We start from the raw sequence: 15,823 nt of genomic DNA, 5'->3' as shown, positions 1-15,823 counted from the left end.
GTCAGCACCCCCTGTGAACAAAGGCGAACGGTTCCTCGCTGTCGGCGCGATCGGAGGCGTCGTGAAGGCCGTAAGCGAAGGCGAGCCCACCGAAGCGGTGGGTTTCGAGGAAGCTGCGCTGCAGCTTTAGGCGATTGTCATCGGCGATGCGCTTGCGGATCGCATAACGCAGATGGCCTTCGCGCAGATCGAAAATCAAGGTCGCGCCGCCTCGGAACGCAAACTCTCCGGACTTTGGCCGCCCCGACTGCTGCCGATCCTGTTGATCCTGTGTCGCCTCGTCATAGAAGCCGCGTCTCTGCTGCGCAATTTCGATGATCAACTGTCGGAGGTCCTGGCCATCCGGACCTGTCCTGCGGGTCGTTCTTACGGAATGGATTTCGACTGGCGGATAGTCAGTGTTCTCGTTGCGCGGGCGCCGCAAAATCGTTTCCAGGTCCTCCGCCGGCCGCAACCCTCTCCGGAACACGACGCCGCACACGTCCTGCCATGGCCCGTCCTCGCTGTCACGGAAGCTGTCCGAACCAATGATCCAGATGTGGACCCGTTCGGCATTTTCATTTGCCGTTTCGATTGCGTCGGCCCGGTTGAACTTCGGTTCCAAATCAAGATCGAGATCGTCGTAATCGGCGGTTAGGCGATGGTCCGGCGCCTCCCAGAGCAGGCTGTCAGGGGCCAGCGACAGGCAGCCATCCGGGACGATGCCGCGACGCCTGAACCCCTCGATAACAGCCAGCCGGTAGCCGAGGACGTCATCAGGCACTAGGTCGTGGTCAGCAGTGATGATCGCCCGGAGAAAATCACCAAAACGAACGTCTACAGGAGGAAGGTAGTCGAGCGCCCGGATACACATGCGCATCACATGCTCGGCAGCTTTGCTTGCTTCGCGCGAAACCCGAGCGATGAGGTCCGGATGAAGGTCGTGCGCCGGCTGGATTCCCGGGCGGATACCTGCGATCCGGAAGAGATCCGCCGTCCGCTTCTCGTAGATGGAAAGAAAGGCGTCGAATACGGCGGCAACGAGAATCGCACCGCGCTCATGTGGTTCCGCCATCTCGTTGCTGAGCATTTCCGGCTGCCGACTTTCGGGGGCATCGATAGCCTCTCTCAGCGCACCGTCGCGGCCGGTTGCGGTTCCAAATTGGTGAGCGAGACCGCTGAGAAGTGAGCGGCTGTCGAGCTTGCCACCCTCTCTGGCGATCTGTGCTCGAACCGCTTCCTCCAGCGTGAAATGCGAAAACAAGGCAATGATGTCGGCGAATGCCTCATGGAAAGCGAGGCTGTCGACGCTTGTCGGCTCAGCGAACCGCCTGTGGAGGCCGTCGAGGATCGCATGGGTCACTTCATGGACGATGATGTCGTGCGACAAAGCGGTAAAGACCCAGCTGGCGCCAGCACTCTGTGCCGTCGTCTGGAAGTATCCAAAAAGGAGAGCCTTCTTCTCGCGGCTATAATAGGCATTGGGCTCCCGCAGCGCGTGCGGATATATTCTCAGCTTCTGCACCGTCTCATAAGGTCCGGAACCTTTGGCACGTTCGGCCGGAGGGATGCGGCGCGGTGCCCAGAACACCCGCCTGCCAAGCGCACGTTCGAACGTACGGATGGTCTTCATCGCGACGGCGAATACCATCTGCTGATGAAAGCGGGGGTCGCCTTCGGATGGCGCTAGACCGTCCTGTGCCAGAAGATGGGGATGGTTTAGATCAACAGGTTCATAGAACTGGCCGCTGACCGGATCGATGTCGATCACCTCCAGATAGTCGTTGACTGGGCCCGGCTGGAGCTGATCTTCCCAACTTTGCTCCCACGGGAGCTTGATCGTCGCCACATTGACGCCGGCCGTATCCAACCGTGTTGATGCTTGCGGATCGAATGCGTAGACGCGCAGCCGCCGCATCGGCGGTGCCGGATACTGACCGTCCCTCATACCTGCCTCCCTTACGATAAAGAAACCGATGCGTCCTGACCCTAGTGAGGCGCGACCAGGAAGTTGATGCACCACGGGTCAGTGCGCGGGTCGCAATTGTCGTTGTTGCTCATCGGGAGAACATCATCCCCAGCCCTCACCTTTTCCGAGACAAAAGCCTGGATCTTTCTCGCTGTCTGGACGTCGAGGTGGACAAGGAGGTCGGAAGGGCGAAGCATCTCTTCGAATTCCTTCTGCCTGTCGGCTCGTCTCACCGCTTCAAGAATCCTCCCGAGACCATGCAAGCCAATGATTGCTTGCGAGCCCGGCGCTTCAACCGCGGCGGATGCCGTTTGCCCTTTGCGAGATTTCCGCTTCACCGATGTGACCTGTTTCGACATCCTTGCCTCCTAGTACTGGATGGTGATGTTGGTCTGATTGAGCTTCTGTTCCAGGAATTGATCGACCGCCCGGGCTGCACCCCGTTCCGCAGCCGATCCCGTAGCGGTGATCAAACCCAGGAAGATCCCGGGCTTGGCTTCCACGAGAAGCTTTTCGCCGGCCGCGAGGAGATAAAGGCCCGTCGTCAATTTATGCGTATCGGTGCGTGATGCGGAAAGTCCCAGCGAAGCGTCAGCTATATGGACCCCTGAGCCTACCGGTACGAACGTGACTTTGGGTGTCGTAGATCCACCGACGGTGGTCGTGAATTGCAATTGCTCGACCATAGAAGGCGGACCCTTCGAGGACGTGATGTCCTTGCTCGCATCACCCGAAAGATTGCCGAAAAGAGTCAGGACCAGAAAATCCTGGACCACACGCTCCATGCCGACCTTGCCGGCGATCGGGTACGTGATGTTGGCTTCGACGATCTGGTTTCTGCAATAAGCCGGGTGCAGCTTGCCGACGAGATCGCCGAAATTGTCGGTGATGGTGAATTGACGCTCGTTCTGGCGTTGTCGATCGAAAGTCCCCTTGAGCCCGACTGAAAGCGTCGAACGGGTCCAAGACCCAAGAAAATTGACCTCCGGGTCGAAATCGTTCTTTTCCATCATCGTCAGATCGAAATTGTAGGCGACGCCAGTGTTCCAGAGGAGAGAGACGATGAGTTTCGCATTTCCGGACAGCAGGTCTGGATTGAACCGCAGCATCGAAACCGGGCCTTCGAAATCATATGGAGCCGCCTTGAAGGCCTGTCGGAACCGTTGTCCCACGGCCCTCGCGCGATCGTCCACTTTTTTGGCGTCGTGATTGGCGTCATCGGTCAAGAAACCCAAAACGGAGTCGATGACCGCCTTGCGTGTCTCGCATCTCACCTGACGTACGATGTTGTAGGTCGACAGATGGACCACATCGTCCGGAAGCGGGTGGATATTCACACAGCTTTGAAGAAAGAAAGTCGGGCCGAGGATCCCTACGACCACACGCACGACGGACTTAAGAAAACGCTCTGCTTTCGCAGCCATGGCACCCTCGTCGCAAATCTGTGATATTACGAGCCGGGCAAAAAGAGTCGATCAGCCAGAAGCTACTTACAGAATCGTTATGGCTTCGGCTTAAGCGCCGGCCATTACTAAGCCATGGAGTATTTCCTAGTAAGATCCTCAAATCCCTCGCCCGCTATACAAATACGCGCGAGAGTTTTAGTCAAGCGATTTAGACACGCGAGCAACTGGTCTTGCTTTCCGCTGCTTTCGTTCAGGATGACTTCGTGAGCTTCAATGGCAAATTTGAGCGGGTGCGTTTTAGCTCGTCACCCAGATCTCTGCGCTGACCGCGAGACCAGCGAGACTGCGGTCCGCCGACACGCTGGCAACGGTCAAGGAGACCTTCCTGAACAAGGCTGGTAATTGCAAATAGTGCTCACCCGCATCGGGTCGCGGTTCGGCCGATTAAAGCCCACGGCCGTGCCACCACCATCAGCCAGCCCAATCATACGCAACCAAATGTAACTAATCAGCGAGAGTAAGTCGTCCTCAACTCCGAAGTGCCTAGTCTCTGTCCCGAAGAGGTCTTTCCTCCGAAGGACGGGGCGAGGTCGTATCCGCCAGACCCGAAACCAGCATTGCGCAACTGCTCGACTAACTCAAAGGCTTCGCGGATCGTATCAGCATCGCGTTCAGCCTTTGGGTTTGCTTTCATGTGAGCTTCGAACTGGTCCATCTTCTCGTCCTTCACATTGCCACGAAGCGTTCGCGTGTCTGCAGCGCAACCGTGACCCCTATTCCGGTCATGTGATCCTGCAGCAGTCGATAGTACGAACGTACCTTCCTATTCAACTCCGTATTCGCACCAAAATTCTCGACTAGGAGATTTAGATCACCTTTTAGGACATCCATTGACAGCCCGCGTCCATGCGACCGCCACCGTTTCGTATCATTCAGCTTTTTGGCAATCTCCGATGCACGCATCTCACGCATTTTACCGGTGACTTGCTTCCGGCCGGTTTCAGTAACGGCCCAATTTTTGAATTTGTATTGCACAAGCCACTTTTTCAGAAGGTCGACCGAGTGGTCACGAGCCTGTTCGAAGCGATGGATCTGAGCAGGGTCGAATTTCTGAATGAGAAACGCGAGTTCTGCGGACGATAAGTTCCCTTGCTGGACCGCTTCATCAATTCGTCATACTTTTCCAGATAGCCCAAGGCTGGCACAAACTGGCCATCACGATTGCGCACCTGCGGATCGATTGGCCCCAAAATCGAATAATAGTCCATGTAGATGTTGTCGCCCGACATAACCAAGACCGTGCCGGCCGACATCGCGAAGTTCGGGACTAGAAAGTTCACTTCACCAGGGTAGTGATAGCGGAATACGTCAGCTATCCGCTCAGCTGTCTCAATCGATCCCCCATTGGTCTCGATGATAACTAGGAGCTTCTTGCGCTTCTCCTGTATGTCTTCGATGTAATCGCGGATCAGATCGTCCATGGGCTGGCTGATCGGATGAATGCACGTAATTATATCACAATCTAATTCGTCTTCGATGGATTTAAGACGTCTGGTCAGCTCAGACTCAACGTATTTTGTTGTATGCGTAAGTTCGTCGACTTCCACCATCGCCCCCGAATGGCATTGATTCGACAATCATAAGATGAATTATACGCTCATGCTATAGTTGTTGCGGTTATAAAATGCTCAGCACCAATGTATTTTTCCATTACGCAACCAAAAATGCGAGCGACAGCCCTCGGCAACCCATACAGATGGATGTAGAGAAGGGAGGCCGGACTTGTCGACTGAGAGGTCCCACCGCGGTTTGACGTCTTTGAGCAACATAACCTCGAGTCTGCGTCCACACCCACATGGGCATACCATGCCCGCGCTCCACAACTCTCCATCCTCACGCGCAACGTAAAGGTTTCGGGAGACAAGTTCCCCGGGAAGCTCGTCGGATTCGACATATTCGACGCGTCGCGGCCTTTCGGAGAAAAGGCCACGTACCCAAAAGATAAACTTGCGAAAGAAAGCCATTCTTAAACTCCGAGATCCGGCAGGCCAAGCAAAGGCTCTTGAGCACCCATAGCGACGCCTAAAATTTCACTCCTGGAGAAATCGGACTCGCTAAAATGATCCTCATCACCATCCGCCAACGCAAATATACTCCGGGCCATAGTCGCATTGCCGTCATGGCGAAACGGAAAGACACGAGCGACGAATTCGAGAACGGCGGCGCTGGCTGCGCGCATATTGAGGGCGATGACAGAGGGCGCTTCCTCGACCGCACCCTTGATGTAACCGGCATCTAGCTCGGATGCATAAGTCTCAGGTGCCACCCGGGCGAGATATTCGGCGCGCAACGATGCCGCCGTGTAGACGCCCCGATCGCCTAATGTCGAGCCGCCCGGCTGGATATAGTCGATCCGGCCGATAACCTCGGCAATCGCCGGCGCGCCATTTGAGCGCGTGCGGGTCGGTATCGAGACACCCATGTCGATCAGTGGGATCATGAACGCCTGCGCGATCCGGTCGACAATGTGTCGGCCCTCCGATGAATCGACGCAGCTGAAGATGATATCGGCGGTGGCGGCCGCTAGCACGGCTTGTCTCGACGCAACCGTCTCGGCGATCGTCACGACATCCAGATTAACGCGGTAGCGAGCCATGGCGACAGCGAACATCTCAACCTTGCAAGCCCTGGAGTCAGCGTCCGACAAGGTGGAATTCAGAATCCGGTTTAGGTTCTTTGCCTCTATACGGTCATGATCAATGAGCGTTATCTTGCCAAAGCCCATCCTGGCCAGCTGCTCGGCAACGATCGACCCCGTACCGGACACACCAACAATGCAGGCATGCAGTTTGCCGAGTTCGCGGGTCATGCCGGCGCCGAACGCCATAGTCGGCTCGCTGCTGTCGCAACCGCTGCGCCAGATCCTGATATCGTCGCCGATGACGGTGATCATGTCGACAGGGCGGCAGTTCAGTTGTTCGTCATAGACACGAGCAATCACTTCACCATCAGGCATCATGATCGCGGAGCCATGCCCCCCCGGTGCAGCGTCACCACTCCAGCCTGCGAAAATCGAGCCGATGACCTCTGCGTCACTTTCGTTGTCGAGGTCGGAAAACTCCCTGAAGCCGCCAGGGTGTGAATGCAAGAGGATGATCGAGATACGGTCGTCTTCGGCGACGTCGATGGCATCGGCGATGAACTGGCCTGGCCAGACAAGCAGATAAGGCGATCTAGTGCATTGATCGTAGGGCACCAATGTCAAACCGATCACCATCAGCTTGCGGTCGCTTAGACCTGCATCTCGACATAGAAGGACGGCGGCCGCCTCCAGGCCGTCTCCGGGAAAGAGATGCGAATGGAGCCGGCGATGCTGCTTCCCACTCATCGTCAGCTTCACGTGCTGATGGGTCGTCATGCTTCCACCTCACGCAGCAGCGCAGCCTCGACCAGAGCAAGATGGGTGATCACATTATCAAGACCTGCCCGCCAAGGCGCAATGCTACCGCGATGGCGCGACCAGCGTTGAAAGCCCCGTCCCTCGATCATCTCTGTGACCTGGGTCTGCGGAATGACTATGCCATCGCGACGAGCGAGCTGGGGATAACAGTAGAACATGTCGAGTTCGGCGGTGGGGTAGCCATTAGGTACCTCAATCGCGATGCAGGTGTTTTCCACGAGATAGCCTACCGGCAGGCCCACATCCTGCAAGAGCAGCCAGCGCCGACCCGAAGATACAATCGTCTCCCAGCGCAGCCCGCGAACCGTCAGCCCCTCCTCGTCCTGAGGAAGCAAGCGAAACTGCCGGCGCGATGCCGGCAGTTCGCCATTGTTGATCTCGCGCGGCGTAAGACGCAGCTTTTCAATTCCAGGTGAGCGCAAATCGATCGTGTCCTCGATGGTGACCTGACGTTTGCTGTCGCGGCTCTTCAAAACAATAATCCAGCCCTGATCCGGATTGAAGCCGGCTTTGACCAGTGCCTCGCGGACGAGCACATCCGGCATGTCGAATTTCACGGTCACTCCTTGGACGTTTAATTCCCATTGCGCCAGCCGAGAATAGACATTCTCGACACCCATATCTGCCAGCGACAGGCTACCCCCGACGGCGATTGGATGATCTTGGCCGCTTTCGCGACGTACATAGAGTAGCTCAGTAGCCGGGATTTTCCCGAGGATTCGCAGCGCAACCTCGGAGATGCTTCGCTCCGTCCAGCTCAGCGAACGATCGTTAAGATACAGTCGGAACAGGCGATCAGCCTTTGCAACGATGAACTTTGCCGCCGTCTGACGCTCAAGGTTGACGGTCTCGTCCGAGCGCAGCTCCTCGATATCGCCTTCCGGCAGCCATTGCAAAACGACATAGTCCTCGCGAGGAGAGACATCGCAATAACCGAGGATCTGCCGGCCTGTGGGCGAGCGATCGGCGACGCTTACAGGACGGAACTGAAGATCAGTCCCCGCGACCTCGATGAAGAGGCCTTTTGATTTCTCAGATGTTATCTCGGTGCTCATAAAGGCCTCCTGTTTCATATGTAGATTTCAATTGCATTCTTGCAATCGAGGTGCAATATGAGGGCAACGAAACACAATTGCAAGAGTGAAATTAAATGTCGAAGTCGGAATTTCGAGGGAGCGCGTTTTACCAGGCTCTTGACAGTGCCCGTGCATCGAGAAAATTGAACTGGAAGCAGGTGGCCGAAGAGTCCGGCGTCAGCGCGTCGACGCTAACAAGGATGGCACAAGGCAAGCGTCCCGACGTTGATAGCCTCACGGCACTTGTTCGATGGGCTGGCCTTAGCGCCGATGCTTTCGTCAGGGACCCGTCCGAGATGAATTATGCGGCTGAACCATTGACCCAAATCACAGCCGTTTTACAGGCTGATCCAAGCCTACCGGATGATGGTCGGGACGCAATGATTGATATGATCACCGCCGCCTATACGCGGTTGCGAAAGAATTCCGACCGGAAATAATTAGGAGCGTTCAGATGAATGAAGCGGAAAGAAAAGCAATTCGCGCCATGCTTCAACGGCGGGTGGAAGAGAAGACGCAGACACCGGAAATGGCGCGGCAGTGGCTGATTGAGGAAGGCCTATATGATGGCGATGGCGATCTGAAACCGCAATATGGCGGGCAACCGGACAAGCGTAGACCGAAGTGACATCATTCCATACCAGCTTTATTTTGGGTTTTCATGGATGTGACGAGGATACTGCAGTCGATCTCCTCAATGGAAAACCGTTTCGTCAAAGTAGCGAAGATTTCGATTGGCTTGGATCTGGAGCCTATTTTTGGGAAGGCGACCCTGGTCGAGCGCTGGAATGGGCGATCGAAAAGCAGAACCGTGGATCATACAAGAAAGCTGCAGTCGTCGGCGCGGTCATTGACCTAGGTAACTGCCTAGACCTTACGGTCCGGGAAAATCTCGATCTGCTTTCGGATGCCTATCGGAGCTTTGAGACGGCCCGGGTAAAGGCGGGTCTCGCTCTGCCCGTTAACAAAGACGTCAAAGGCTCAAAGGAGGGGGACAAGCTACTTCGCTATCTCGATTGCGCGGTGATCCGGCATTTGCACGAGAATATCGAAGACGAGGTTCGCAAAGCAAGAGATAGCGGCACGTCCCCTCTGATTCAGCCATTTGATACGGTGCGCGGGTTATTCGTAGAAGGCGAAAACGTCTACCCAGGCGGCGGGTTTTATCAAAAAACCCACACGCAGATTGCCGTGCGATCCGAGACGCGAATCATAGGCGTTTTCCGTCCTCGGAATCTCCAGAGTGCCGAGGAGCCGATCGGCCCTTCTTAAGGATCTCTGACAAACGCAGCGCAAAGGCGTCGTTCACCTGGCGCACGATCTCATCAGTCGAGTCGCCTTCAATGTAGGACCGCAGGTCGTCGTCTTCCGTCTGCGGCTGATTAACTGAGCGTCGGATTCGGTGATTGTCCATCTGTCAATTCCTCATCTTTTGCGCTTTGCATCATATCGTGGATTGAGGGCTATGTCGAAATAGTGTTTACGGCGCACCCAAATGAAACCTTCGTTCTTCGTCAAAATGGCGACATCTATCGGTCCGCCAACGGTTTCCAAGTCATTCGAATAACGACGCTTGCGCGAGGTGAGTTCCACGAGAGAGTACGCCACTTCCCCGAGTTCCTTCTTGGAGAGATGATTGACCACAGATAAAAGATCGTCGGAGTTCTTCTTTTTGAGGCGTTGGAGGCCAATCTTGAACTCTTCTGCAGCTGCCGCTTTAACAAGTTCGGCCTTGCCGTTGCGGAATGCGCGCTTGTTTTGGTCAACGAGTTGGCCGACCATATCCAGGCAGATTTTTTCCATCGCGCCTTCGAACTCACCATCGATCCCCAGCATGAAGCGCTCGGGCATATCTTGTTGGGCGAAAGGCACGATTGCTGCGGTCTCGCCGCGCCGATCGATATCGATCAGGTTGGTCGATAAAATTCGGAACTGATTGAAGTACACGCCATCAATCTCGACCGAGCAAAGAGTTGGAAATATCTCATCCGATCCGAACCCAGTAAAAACGAGCCCGGTGAAAGCACCTGATTTCTGCTCAGATTTGATAACCGCGAACATCATATCGCACAAAGCGTCTTCGATATCCGGGGACATCTCGAGCTTAATTCCATTTGCGACGTCGACAACGGTGGCCCGGTAAATATCGTTGAACTGTTCCAGAGTTACGCCAGAGAGAAAATCTTTCAATGGTACGACTTCAGCTTCGGACTTTCTCTCCTTGCACTGCCTTACAACGAAGTCGGGAACCGATTCCCTAGCCGATCGCCCCCGGCGACCGATCGACGCAAAAACGTGCGTCATAACTTTCGACCGGATTTCCTTGACTTCTGCAAGCACCATCCCTCGAAAGTGATCTAACTCGTCCTCTTCGCTCCGCTTGAACGCCAGGAGATATTTCTCGAACTCGGGCCAAACCTGCACCAATGACTTAAAAGTGTTGGACGTCAGTTGCTCACGATATTCTCTTATGATGATTTCAAACGGCGCATTCATAAATTGCGCATTGTTGTAGATCATCAAAGCAATGGGTTGAAATCGCGAAAACTCGAAAATCTTCTCTGCAGAATCGTAAGTTTTATGACGGCGCCCATCGCTGAGAGTCACGACGCTGTCGGCTGCGAGCGCGACCGCGGTCCGATTGAGGATCGCAATCTCGGCAGTCATGACACTTTGTCAATGATGGATTGGCGCATGATCGGACCCCCTGTTGTCAAAACAACCATTGCGAATGTGTATCTCGTAGGCAAGCGCCGATTCGCAATTACGCACGCTTTTCAGGCTCTTTATTGCGGCGAAGGTTAAACGCCCAAGCGCGCGCGAACCTTGCCATAGAACAAAAGTTTGACGAGCGAACCTCAGCGCACTCCCCATGCCCGAAACCGGTCAGCTCCCTGAGCCCAAGCTCCTCGACGATCCTGAGCGCCGTCCGCGGAGTCACTTTCAGCGTTTGGGCGATCATGCCGGCCGAGACCAGCGGCCGCGAAATCACGAGCTCGAACAGATCAGGCAGATTTGAGGACGATCGTCGGCCGACCAGGCGCCGCTCCATCATCTGTTTTGCGAGCACCAGCCGGTCGTGCTCCCGGAGGCCAAGCTCGGCGGCCGCAATGATGCCATTGACGATCGCCAGCAGGCGGGTGTCGCGCGCGCGATGCCGGCGCTCGACGGGGATGGATTTGAAGCCGAGATTGACGGCGGCCAGATGCGCCGCGGTCGTCGAGCCCGCTTGCCGCAGCCGAGCCAGGGCGCATGTTGCCGGACCTGCAGATCGTTCCAGGCATCAAGCAACAGCCCGGCCCGCAATACCGGCGGCAGACCCTCGGTCTCCTTCAGCACGACCAGCCATTCGTCAAGCCGCTCGTCTTCGTCCCAGTCGAGATCGTAGACCAGCGGATCCTTGGCCCGAGCTGCGCCGGGCGTCTTTGCTTTTGCAATGGCGGCGACCGACAGGGCCAGCACCGCATCGATGGCGGCGAGCTCGGCCTCGAATGGGCTGGTGACGTCAGAACCCTCCGCTCCCTCCCCTTCCGGCACCGCATTGTCACCATGCTCGGCTCCGATCTTTCCCACAGCGCCGTCGTCACCAAAAGATGGTACAGGCCAAGCCTGCCCGCGCAGGGCGGCGATGCGCCGGGGCTTTCAGCACGTCGCGGGTAATCGTCAGTTCGTGGGTCGGCGCTCGGACATCGGCGCCAGCGTCGTGAAGGACCAGGTCTTCGAGATGCACGAGTTCGCCATCGATCCACTGCGAGGCGAAGTGGGTGCGCTCGAGGAAGCCGGCGCCGACTGTCGAGCGGGCAATGCGCTCATCCAGGCGAGCGATAGCGGACGAGGCGTCGAAATCGGCCGCAACAGGCCCTGTGATGTGCAACTTGGCTAAATCACAACGCATTGAAAACACAGTAAATAATTTGTTAAACGGATGCTATCGCGTAATTAGCATCCGTTACCGGATGGACTGCTTCAGGCCACGCCTGGCTTCCGATAAGTAATGCGTATCGGATTGAACAAGCGCCATTGTTCCAGGATCGGGGGATCCGCCGGAAAACCCGGGCTTTTTTGGCCAATTTTCTACCAGGATCGGTGGATTTTTCTGCCCTGCTTGAGTTGACTGCCTGCCGTCACGAAGCCCCGCCCCTCATTTCTCAGCGCCGAAGCTCGCATGCGGCGACAAGGCGTGGTCGCTCTGCTTCAAAACATCTGGTTTTGCGTGTTTCGGCCACAGCAGGCTGCTGGCGCGATTTCTCGAACTCCGACGACCCGGCGGTCGTCGAAGGTAAGATTTCAGGCTCTACGGCCTCTAATTCAGCTGGTAAAACACGCTTGCAAAGGAACGTTTACTGATACATTCTTTATTTGTACAAAACGCCTTTAAAAGACCGCGAGATTCCATGGCGAGAGCTGCAACCTCCAATCCCCTCCCCCCGCCGCAGAGGTTGATTGGATACGCGCGCGTCTCGACGGACGACCAACTCAACGATGCCCAGGTCGACGAGTTGCGAGCGGCCGGTTGTCATCGCATCCATCAGGAGCACGGATCCGGCGCATCACGGGCCAGGCCGATCCTGACGAAGCTTCTCCGGGAACTTGTCGCGGGCGACGCCCTCGTCGTCGTCCGCCTGGACCGGCTGGCGCGTTCCGTTAGCCACTTGCTTGACGTCATCGAAGACCTCGAGAAACGAGGCGTTCACTTCCGTTCCCTTCGCGATCCAATCGACACCGCGACGCCGCAAGGCATGTTTTCTCTCCAAGTGCTAGGTGCCGTAGCCCAGCTCGAGCGTGCGCTGATCGCGGAGCGAACCAAAGCCGGCATGGCGGCAGCTAAGGCACGCGGTCGGCTCGCTGGTAACCCTGGACTTCGCGAGCGCCGACCGGAAGCGGTCCGCGCTATCTCAGCCGCCCGCAATCGGGCTTATCTGGACGAAGTGATCTCATCGGCGCAGACATGGCTGCCAACCGTACGCCAGCTGCGACCGCAACACAGTTGGGATAATGTCGTGCGGATACTCAATCGCAAAGGTCACGACTGGACGGTCGAACGCTTGCGTCGGGCAATCCACCGGATGGTGCGCGAGAGACTCGCCGAGCCAGAATTGCTCGGCCGCTCTCCTCGCCGGCCGCCGGAGGACAATCTGATGAAGCTGGTCGCTGCGATCGCGATCGCCGATCCTGATCTATCGCTGCGCGAAATTGCTGCGCAATTGGACCAGATGCATGAGCGGCCGCCGCGTGGTGGCCGGAAATGGCAACCGTCTTCTGTCAGGGCACTGTTGGATGAAGCGCGCCGCTTCGGTCTCTTTCGCCCATAAGAGCCAGTTCAGAAGGCTACCGAGTCGGGCGGGTGCCTCCGCTTGGTAAAAATCTTAATCCACGCCGGGCTTGCCGCGAATTGCTTATTTCCGGCATTTCCGTAACTTTTCAAGTGCGCTGGAACTATGTCGAAAACGCCTATATCGCCGGGGATCGCTAGAAGATAGAGCTGCTGTCAACGTCCCTTCACAATCGATCCGTAGTGACAAGAAGCGCAAGGTAGGAGCTCATGGACAAACCCTGGACCGTCAGCCACGGACCCATTATTGCAACAGAGTTCGATGTTCAAAAGGCAGAGGCGATCAGCGTACTGCTCATCCGTCCGATCGACATTCTTCCCAGTAAACCAGGCGATCAGATCCGTCCCTTCGCGCTTGGCCTCTTCAACGATATCCGCGCGCTGGTAAAGCCTGATGTCGGGGCCACGGCATTGCGTCGAGCCGTTGGCTCATTTGTCCATTCGAAACGGTACTATTTCGCGAGTGGCCAACCAGACTCGATGCGCCATGACATCAACGGAAAACCCGTGGAACCACTTTCGATCGCCGACCGACTTGTTGCGCAGCGACGCTTTCTCAACCTGAAACGAAATAACGACGAGAATAGCGCCTCTGGTATCGAATCGGCCCCATCCCCAGCTCCCCCAAGTAAGACTGAGCAGATCCGCACCGCCCTTCTCAGACGGGATACACAGACCTAACGAGAGCCACCCAAATCGGCTTGGTAGGCAGATTTCCCCGTTCTGCACGTGGAGAATCTTGTCGATGAAGAGCCGGAAGGCGGAGCGGTTTTGTGAGGGCCGGTAGTGTGCGTTGGCGAATCCACGCAAGGAAAAGACGTTGATTGGCTTTTCTCCCGGCGGATGCGCGCGGCTCGGTTTCGGCATCGAAATCTGCTTTGCCGGCACCTAGCTCGGAGGCCCAGCGCTTCCGTCTTTAGGTTGCCAAGAATGGGGCGTGGCTTTGAGGATACCAAAACCCTGACAGCTGTCAGGTCTGACAGCTGTCAGGGTTTTCATCGATCCTCAACCGATTTTCTGACCAGTGCCTCCGTTCGCTCTTAGCAGCGCCTTGAGGACCGGGCCTGAGGGAAAATTCGCGCGCTTCGTCTTCGAAGCTAGATCTCGCAGATATCCACCAGCCGCCCTGCCCGCTCAAGAATGCGGGCGATCGTGGTGGCCCCATTGCCTCACAAGCTTCCTGATAGGCGGATCGGCTAACGCCAAGCATCGATCGCACGATGACGGCCGCCGCCATCAGATCCCGCCACCTCTCTACCGCTCCGCCAGGCCCTTATGCCGCGATTACGGGGCACGCCCTCAACACACTACTCAGCGGAAATGCCTTCAGCTGCACCTTCATCCGTTCGTGGGCGTCGCCGGGAATTTCCACGCGCTACCCTTGGCTCATCCGTCTCAGTTTCCCTATTTTTTTCCTCGTTGCTTCAGACGAATGCTGACGGGACGCCCCTCGGCCTGCTGAACGTCGAACTGGTTCGTCTTACGGATAAGGTCGCTGAGTTTTCGGAAACCGAAGGTGCGGGGATCGAAGTCCGGCGCAAGGTTCAGAAGCTGCTTGCCGACGGTGCCGAGATTGACCCAGCCGTCCTCGGTATCCTCCTGCGACAGCACCTTCTTGATCAACGGCACGGCGGTGGTCGCCGGCTGCAGTGGCTTGTCGGGGGACGCGGTATTCTGCTCATCCTTGACCGTCCCGGGAACGAGGTTTTCGGTATAGACGAACCGCCGGCAGGCTTGGCGAAAACTCTCAGGCGTCTTCTGCTCGCCGAAACCGAAAACGTCGACCCCTTGCTCGCGTATACGAGCGGCCAGCCGTGTGAAATCGCTGTCGGAGGAGACCAAACAGAACCCATCGAAGCGGCCGCTGTGCAGCAAATCCATGGCATCGATCACCAGAGTGATATCGGAGGCATTTTTCCCAGTTGTGTAAGCGAACTGCTGCTGCGGTATGATCGCATGCTTTGCCAGAACGTCCGCCCACCCCTTGGAGCGCGTGCCGGAGAAATCGCCATAGATGCGACGCACGCTCGCCTCACCGATCTTGGCGACCTCTTCGAACAGCCCGTCGGCGATCTTGGCCGAAGTGTTGTCGGCATCAATCAGGACCGCCAGGCGCGGCGACCGAGTTTCAGACGGCATTGCGTTTCCTCATATTCCAAACGGGCTGAAATCTACCAGCAGGACACGATTCAAACCAGCCAAACACCTTCGTCAAGCCCCGGCCCTGACGCAAAGGCTGGTCGGACATATCGGTGCTTTCGACGGAGAGACCAACATCAATAATGTCCGCAAGCGACGAATTGCGAGCGGGCGACGCAATAGTAATATAACCGCATCGACGTCACTTAGTTTGAAAATAGTCTGGCTTGCCAGGTGACATTCAGGCGAGGCGGTTTTGTGGTGACCGGTAGTGTGCGTTGGCGAACCCACGCTAGGAAAAGGCGTTGATTGGTTTTTCTCCCGGCGGAGGACTCGGCTCGGTTTTCGGTAATCGAAATCTGTTTGCCGGCACCTAGCTCAGGTGGCCCCAGCTTCCGTCTTTTGGTTGCCAAGAATGGCATGGCTTGGAGAATTCCGAAACCCTGACAGCTGTCAGGGTTT

General features: G+C 56.5%; 15 protein-coding genes and 2 pseudogenes. 5 read left to right on the top strand and 12 right to left on the bottom strand.

Annotated elements, in window-relative coordinates; all coding sequences use genetic code 11:
- Position 1 precedes the first annotated feature (1 nt).
- The 8 genes from RGR602_RS21075 to RGR602_RS21045 all read right to left on the bottom strand — a co-directional run bounded on the left by RGR602_RS21075 (position 2) and on the right by RGR602_RS21045 (position 7,887).
- Complete coding sequence (locus tag RGR602_RS21075; RefSeq protein ID WP_040114097.1) at positions 2-1,927, bottom strand: gluzincin family metallopeptidase; 1,926 nt, start codon at positions 1,925-1,927, stop codon at positions 2-4.
- Positions 1,928-1,968: 41 nt separating this feature from the next.
- Positions 1,969-2,307: a hypothetical protein gene (locus RGR602_RS21070; protein WP_040114096.1), complete on the bottom strand. Its 339-nt coding sequence runs from the start codon at positions 2,305-2,307 to the stop codon at positions 1,969-1,971.
- A gap of 9 nt (positions 2,308-2,316) precedes the next feature.
- Positions 2,317-3,372, bottom strand: coding sequence for a hypothetical protein (locus RGR602_RS21065; protein ID WP_052451677.1), 1,056 nt, complete (start codon positions 3,370-3,372; stop codon positions 2,317-2,319).
- Positions 3,373-3,862: 490 nt separating this feature from the next.
- On the bottom strand, positions 3,863-4,069 hold the full coding sequence (locus RGR602_RS21060; RefSeq protein WP_133938041.1) for a hypothetical protein: 207 nt from the start codon (positions 4,067-4,069) through the stop codon (positions 3,863-3,865).
- Between the two features lie 331 nt (positions 4,070-4,400).
- Positions 4,401-4,961, bottom strand: coding sequence for an SDH family Clp fold serine proteinase (locus RGR602_RS34955; protein ID WP_166677335.1), 561 nt, complete (start codon positions 4,959-4,961; stop codon positions 4,401-4,403).
- 81 nt (positions 4,962-5,042) lie between these two features.
- The gene (locus RGR602_RS39450) at positions 5,043-5,222 is read right to left on the bottom strand and encodes a DUF6527 family protein (protein WP_237362010.1); all 180 of its coding nucleotides are present in this window, start codon (positions 5,220-5,222) and stop codon (positions 5,043-5,045) included.
- A gap of 158 nt (positions 5,223-5,380) precedes the next feature.
- Positions 5,381-6,772 (bottom strand): ThiF family adenylyltransferase, encoded by a 1,392-nt coding sequence (locus RGR602_RS21050; protein WP_040114094.1) that lies wholly within the window; start codon positions 6,770-6,772, stop codon positions 5,381-5,383.
- Positions 6,769-7,887, bottom strand: a complete 1,119-nt coding sequence (locus tag RGR602_RS21045) for a multiubiquitin domain-containing protein (RefSeq protein WP_223844054.1) — start codon at positions 7,885-7,887, stop codon at positions 6,769-6,771. The genes RGR602_RS21050 and RGR602_RS21045 overlap by 4 nt, the downstream gene beginning before the upstream one ends.
- Positions 7,888-7,964: 77 nt before the next feature.
- On the opposite strand from RGR602_RS21045, the gene RGR602_RS21040 reads away from it, so the two are divergent.
- Genes RGR602_RS21040 through RGR602_RS21035 form a run of 3 tightly spaced genes read left to right on the top strand, consistent with a single transcriptional unit; the run spans position 7,965 to position 9,162 of the window.
- Positions 7,965-8,330 carry a helix-turn-helix domain-containing protein gene (locus RGR602_RS21040; RefSeq protein ID WP_040114093.1) on the top strand — a complete coding sequence of 122 codons (366 nt, stop codon included), beginning with the start codon at positions 7,965-7,967 and terminating at the stop codon, positions 8,328-8,330.
- Positions 8,331-8,344: 14 nt separating this feature from the next.
- A complete protein-coding gene (locus tag RGR602_RS37395; protein ID WP_166677334.1) occupies positions 8,345-8,518 on the top strand; it encodes a hypothetical protein in 174 nt (57 codons plus the stop codon).
- Positions 8,515-9,162 carry a hypothetical protein gene (locus tag RGR602_RS21035; protein ID WP_040114092.1) on the top strand — a complete coding sequence of 216 codons (648 nt, stop codon included), beginning with the start codon at positions 8,515-8,517 and terminating at the stop codon, positions 9,160-9,162. Before RGR602_RS37395 ends, RGR602_RS21035 begins: the two co-directional genes overlap by 4 nt.
- Before the next feature lie 153 nt (positions 9,163-9,315).
- Here the strand turns inward: RGR602_RS21035 and RGR602_RS21030 are convergent, their stop codons facing one another.
- Together RGR602_RS21030 and RGR602_RS21025 are read right to left on the bottom strand one after the other, a co-directional pair.
- Positions 9,316-10,557: a hypothetical protein gene (locus tag RGR602_RS21030; RefSeq protein WP_040114091.1), complete on the bottom strand. Its 1,242-nt coding sequence runs from the start codon at positions 10,555-10,557 to the stop codon at positions 9,316-9,318.
- Positions 10,558-10,765: 208 nt separating this feature from the next.
- Positions 10,766-11,785 (bottom strand): annotated as a pseudogene (locus RGR602_RS21025) (RHE_PE00001 family protein); the annotation flags it as partial.
- Positions 11,786-12,284: 499 nt separating this feature from the next.
- On the opposite strand from RGR602_RS21025, the gene RGR602_RS21020 reads away from it, so the two are divergent.
- Positions 12,285-13,202 carry a recombinase family protein gene (locus tag RGR602_RS21020; protein WP_040114090.1) on the top strand — a complete coding sequence of 306 codons (918 nt, stop codon included), beginning with the start codon at positions 12,285-12,287 and terminating at the stop codon, positions 13,200-13,202.
- A 230-nt stretch (positions 13,203-13,432) separates the two neighbouring features.
- Positions 13,433-13,903, top strand: coding sequence for a ProQ/FINO family protein (locus tag RGR602_RS21015; protein ID WP_040114089.1), 471 nt, complete (start codon positions 13,433-13,435; stop codon positions 13,901-13,903).
- Positions 13,904-14,227: 324 nt separating this feature from the next.
- On the opposite strand, the pseudogene repC reads toward RGR602_RS21015, so the two are convergent.
- Both repC and RGR602_RS21010 read right to left on the bottom strand, forming a co-directional pair.
- Positions 14,228-14,552 (bottom strand): annotated as a pseudogene (gene repC / locus RGR602_RS35980) (replication initiation protein RepC); the annotation flags it as partial.
- A gap of 74 nt (positions 14,553-14,626) precedes the next feature.
- Positions 14,627-15,361 carry an NYN domain-containing protein gene (locus RGR602_RS21010; RefSeq protein ID WP_040114088.1) on the bottom strand — a complete coding sequence of 245 codons (735 nt, stop codon included), beginning with the start codon at positions 15,359-15,361 and terminating at the stop codon, positions 14,627-14,629.
- Positions 15,362-15,823: the final 462 nt, after the last annotated feature.

The organism is Rhizobium gallicum bv. gallicum R602sp, from assembly GCF_000816845.1.
In the GTDB taxonomy this organism is placed as follows: Bacteria; Pseudomonadota; Alphaproteobacteria; order Rhizobiales; family Rhizobiaceae; genus Rhizobium; species Rhizobium gallicum.
Note: the sequence above shows the minus strand (reverse complement) of the source record. Positions and strands in the feature narration are given on the sequence as shown.

Bases quoted from the DNA above. Each gene is read 5' to 3' on its own strand.
- RGR602_RS21075 (WP_040114097.1), bottom strand. From the start codon at position 1,927: ATGAGGGACGGTCAGTATCCGGCACCGCCGATGCGGCGGCTGCGCGTC.
- RGR602_RS21070 (WP_040114096.1), bottom strand. From the start codon at position 2,307: ATGTCGAAACAGGTCACATCGGTGAAGCGGAAATCTCGCAAAGGGCAA.
- RGR602_RS21065 (WP_052451677.1), bottom strand. From the start codon at position 3,372: ATGGCTGCGAAAGCAGAGCGTTTTCTTAAGTCCGTCGTGCGTGTGGTC.
- RGR602_RS21060 (WP_133938041.1), bottom strand. From the start codon at position 4,069: ATGGACCAGTTCGAAGCTCACATGAAAGCAAACCCAAAGGCTGAACGC.
- RGR602_RS39450 (WP_237362010.1), bottom strand. From the start codon at position 5,222: ATGGTATGCCCATGTGGGTGTGGACGCAGACTCGAGGTTATGTTGCTC.
- RGR602_RS21050 (WP_040114094.1), bottom strand. From the start codon at position 6,772: ATGACGACCCATCAGCACGTGAAGCTGACGATGAGTGGGAAGCAGCAT.
- RGR602_RS21045 (WP_223844054.1), bottom strand. From the start codon at position 7,887: ATGAAACAGGAGGCCTTTATGAGCACCGAGATAACATCTGAGAAATCA.
- RGR602_RS21040 (WP_040114093.1), top strand. From the start codon at position 7,965: ATGTCGAAGTCGGAATTTCGAGGGAGCGCGTTTTACCAGGCTCTTGAC.
- RGR602_RS37395 (WP_166677334.1), top strand. From the start codon at position 8,345: ATGAATGAAGCGGAAAGAAAAGCAATTCGCGCCATGCTTCAACGGCGG.
- RGR602_RS21030 (WP_040114091.1), bottom strand. From the start codon at position 10,557: ATGACTGCCGAGATTGCGATCCTCAATCGGACCGCGGTCGCGCTCGCA.
- RGR602_RS21020 (WP_040114090.1), top strand. From the start codon at position 12,285: ATGGCGAGAGCTGCAACCTCCAATCCCCTCCCCCCGCCGCAGAGGTTG.
- RGR602_RS21015 (WP_040114089.1), top strand. From the start codon at position 13,433: ATGGACAAACCCTGGACCGTCAGCCACGGACCCATTATTGCAACAGAG.
- RGR602_RS21010 (WP_040114088.1), bottom strand. From the start codon at position 15,361: ATGCCGTCTGAAACTCGGTCGCCGCGCCTGGCGGTCCTGATTGATGCC.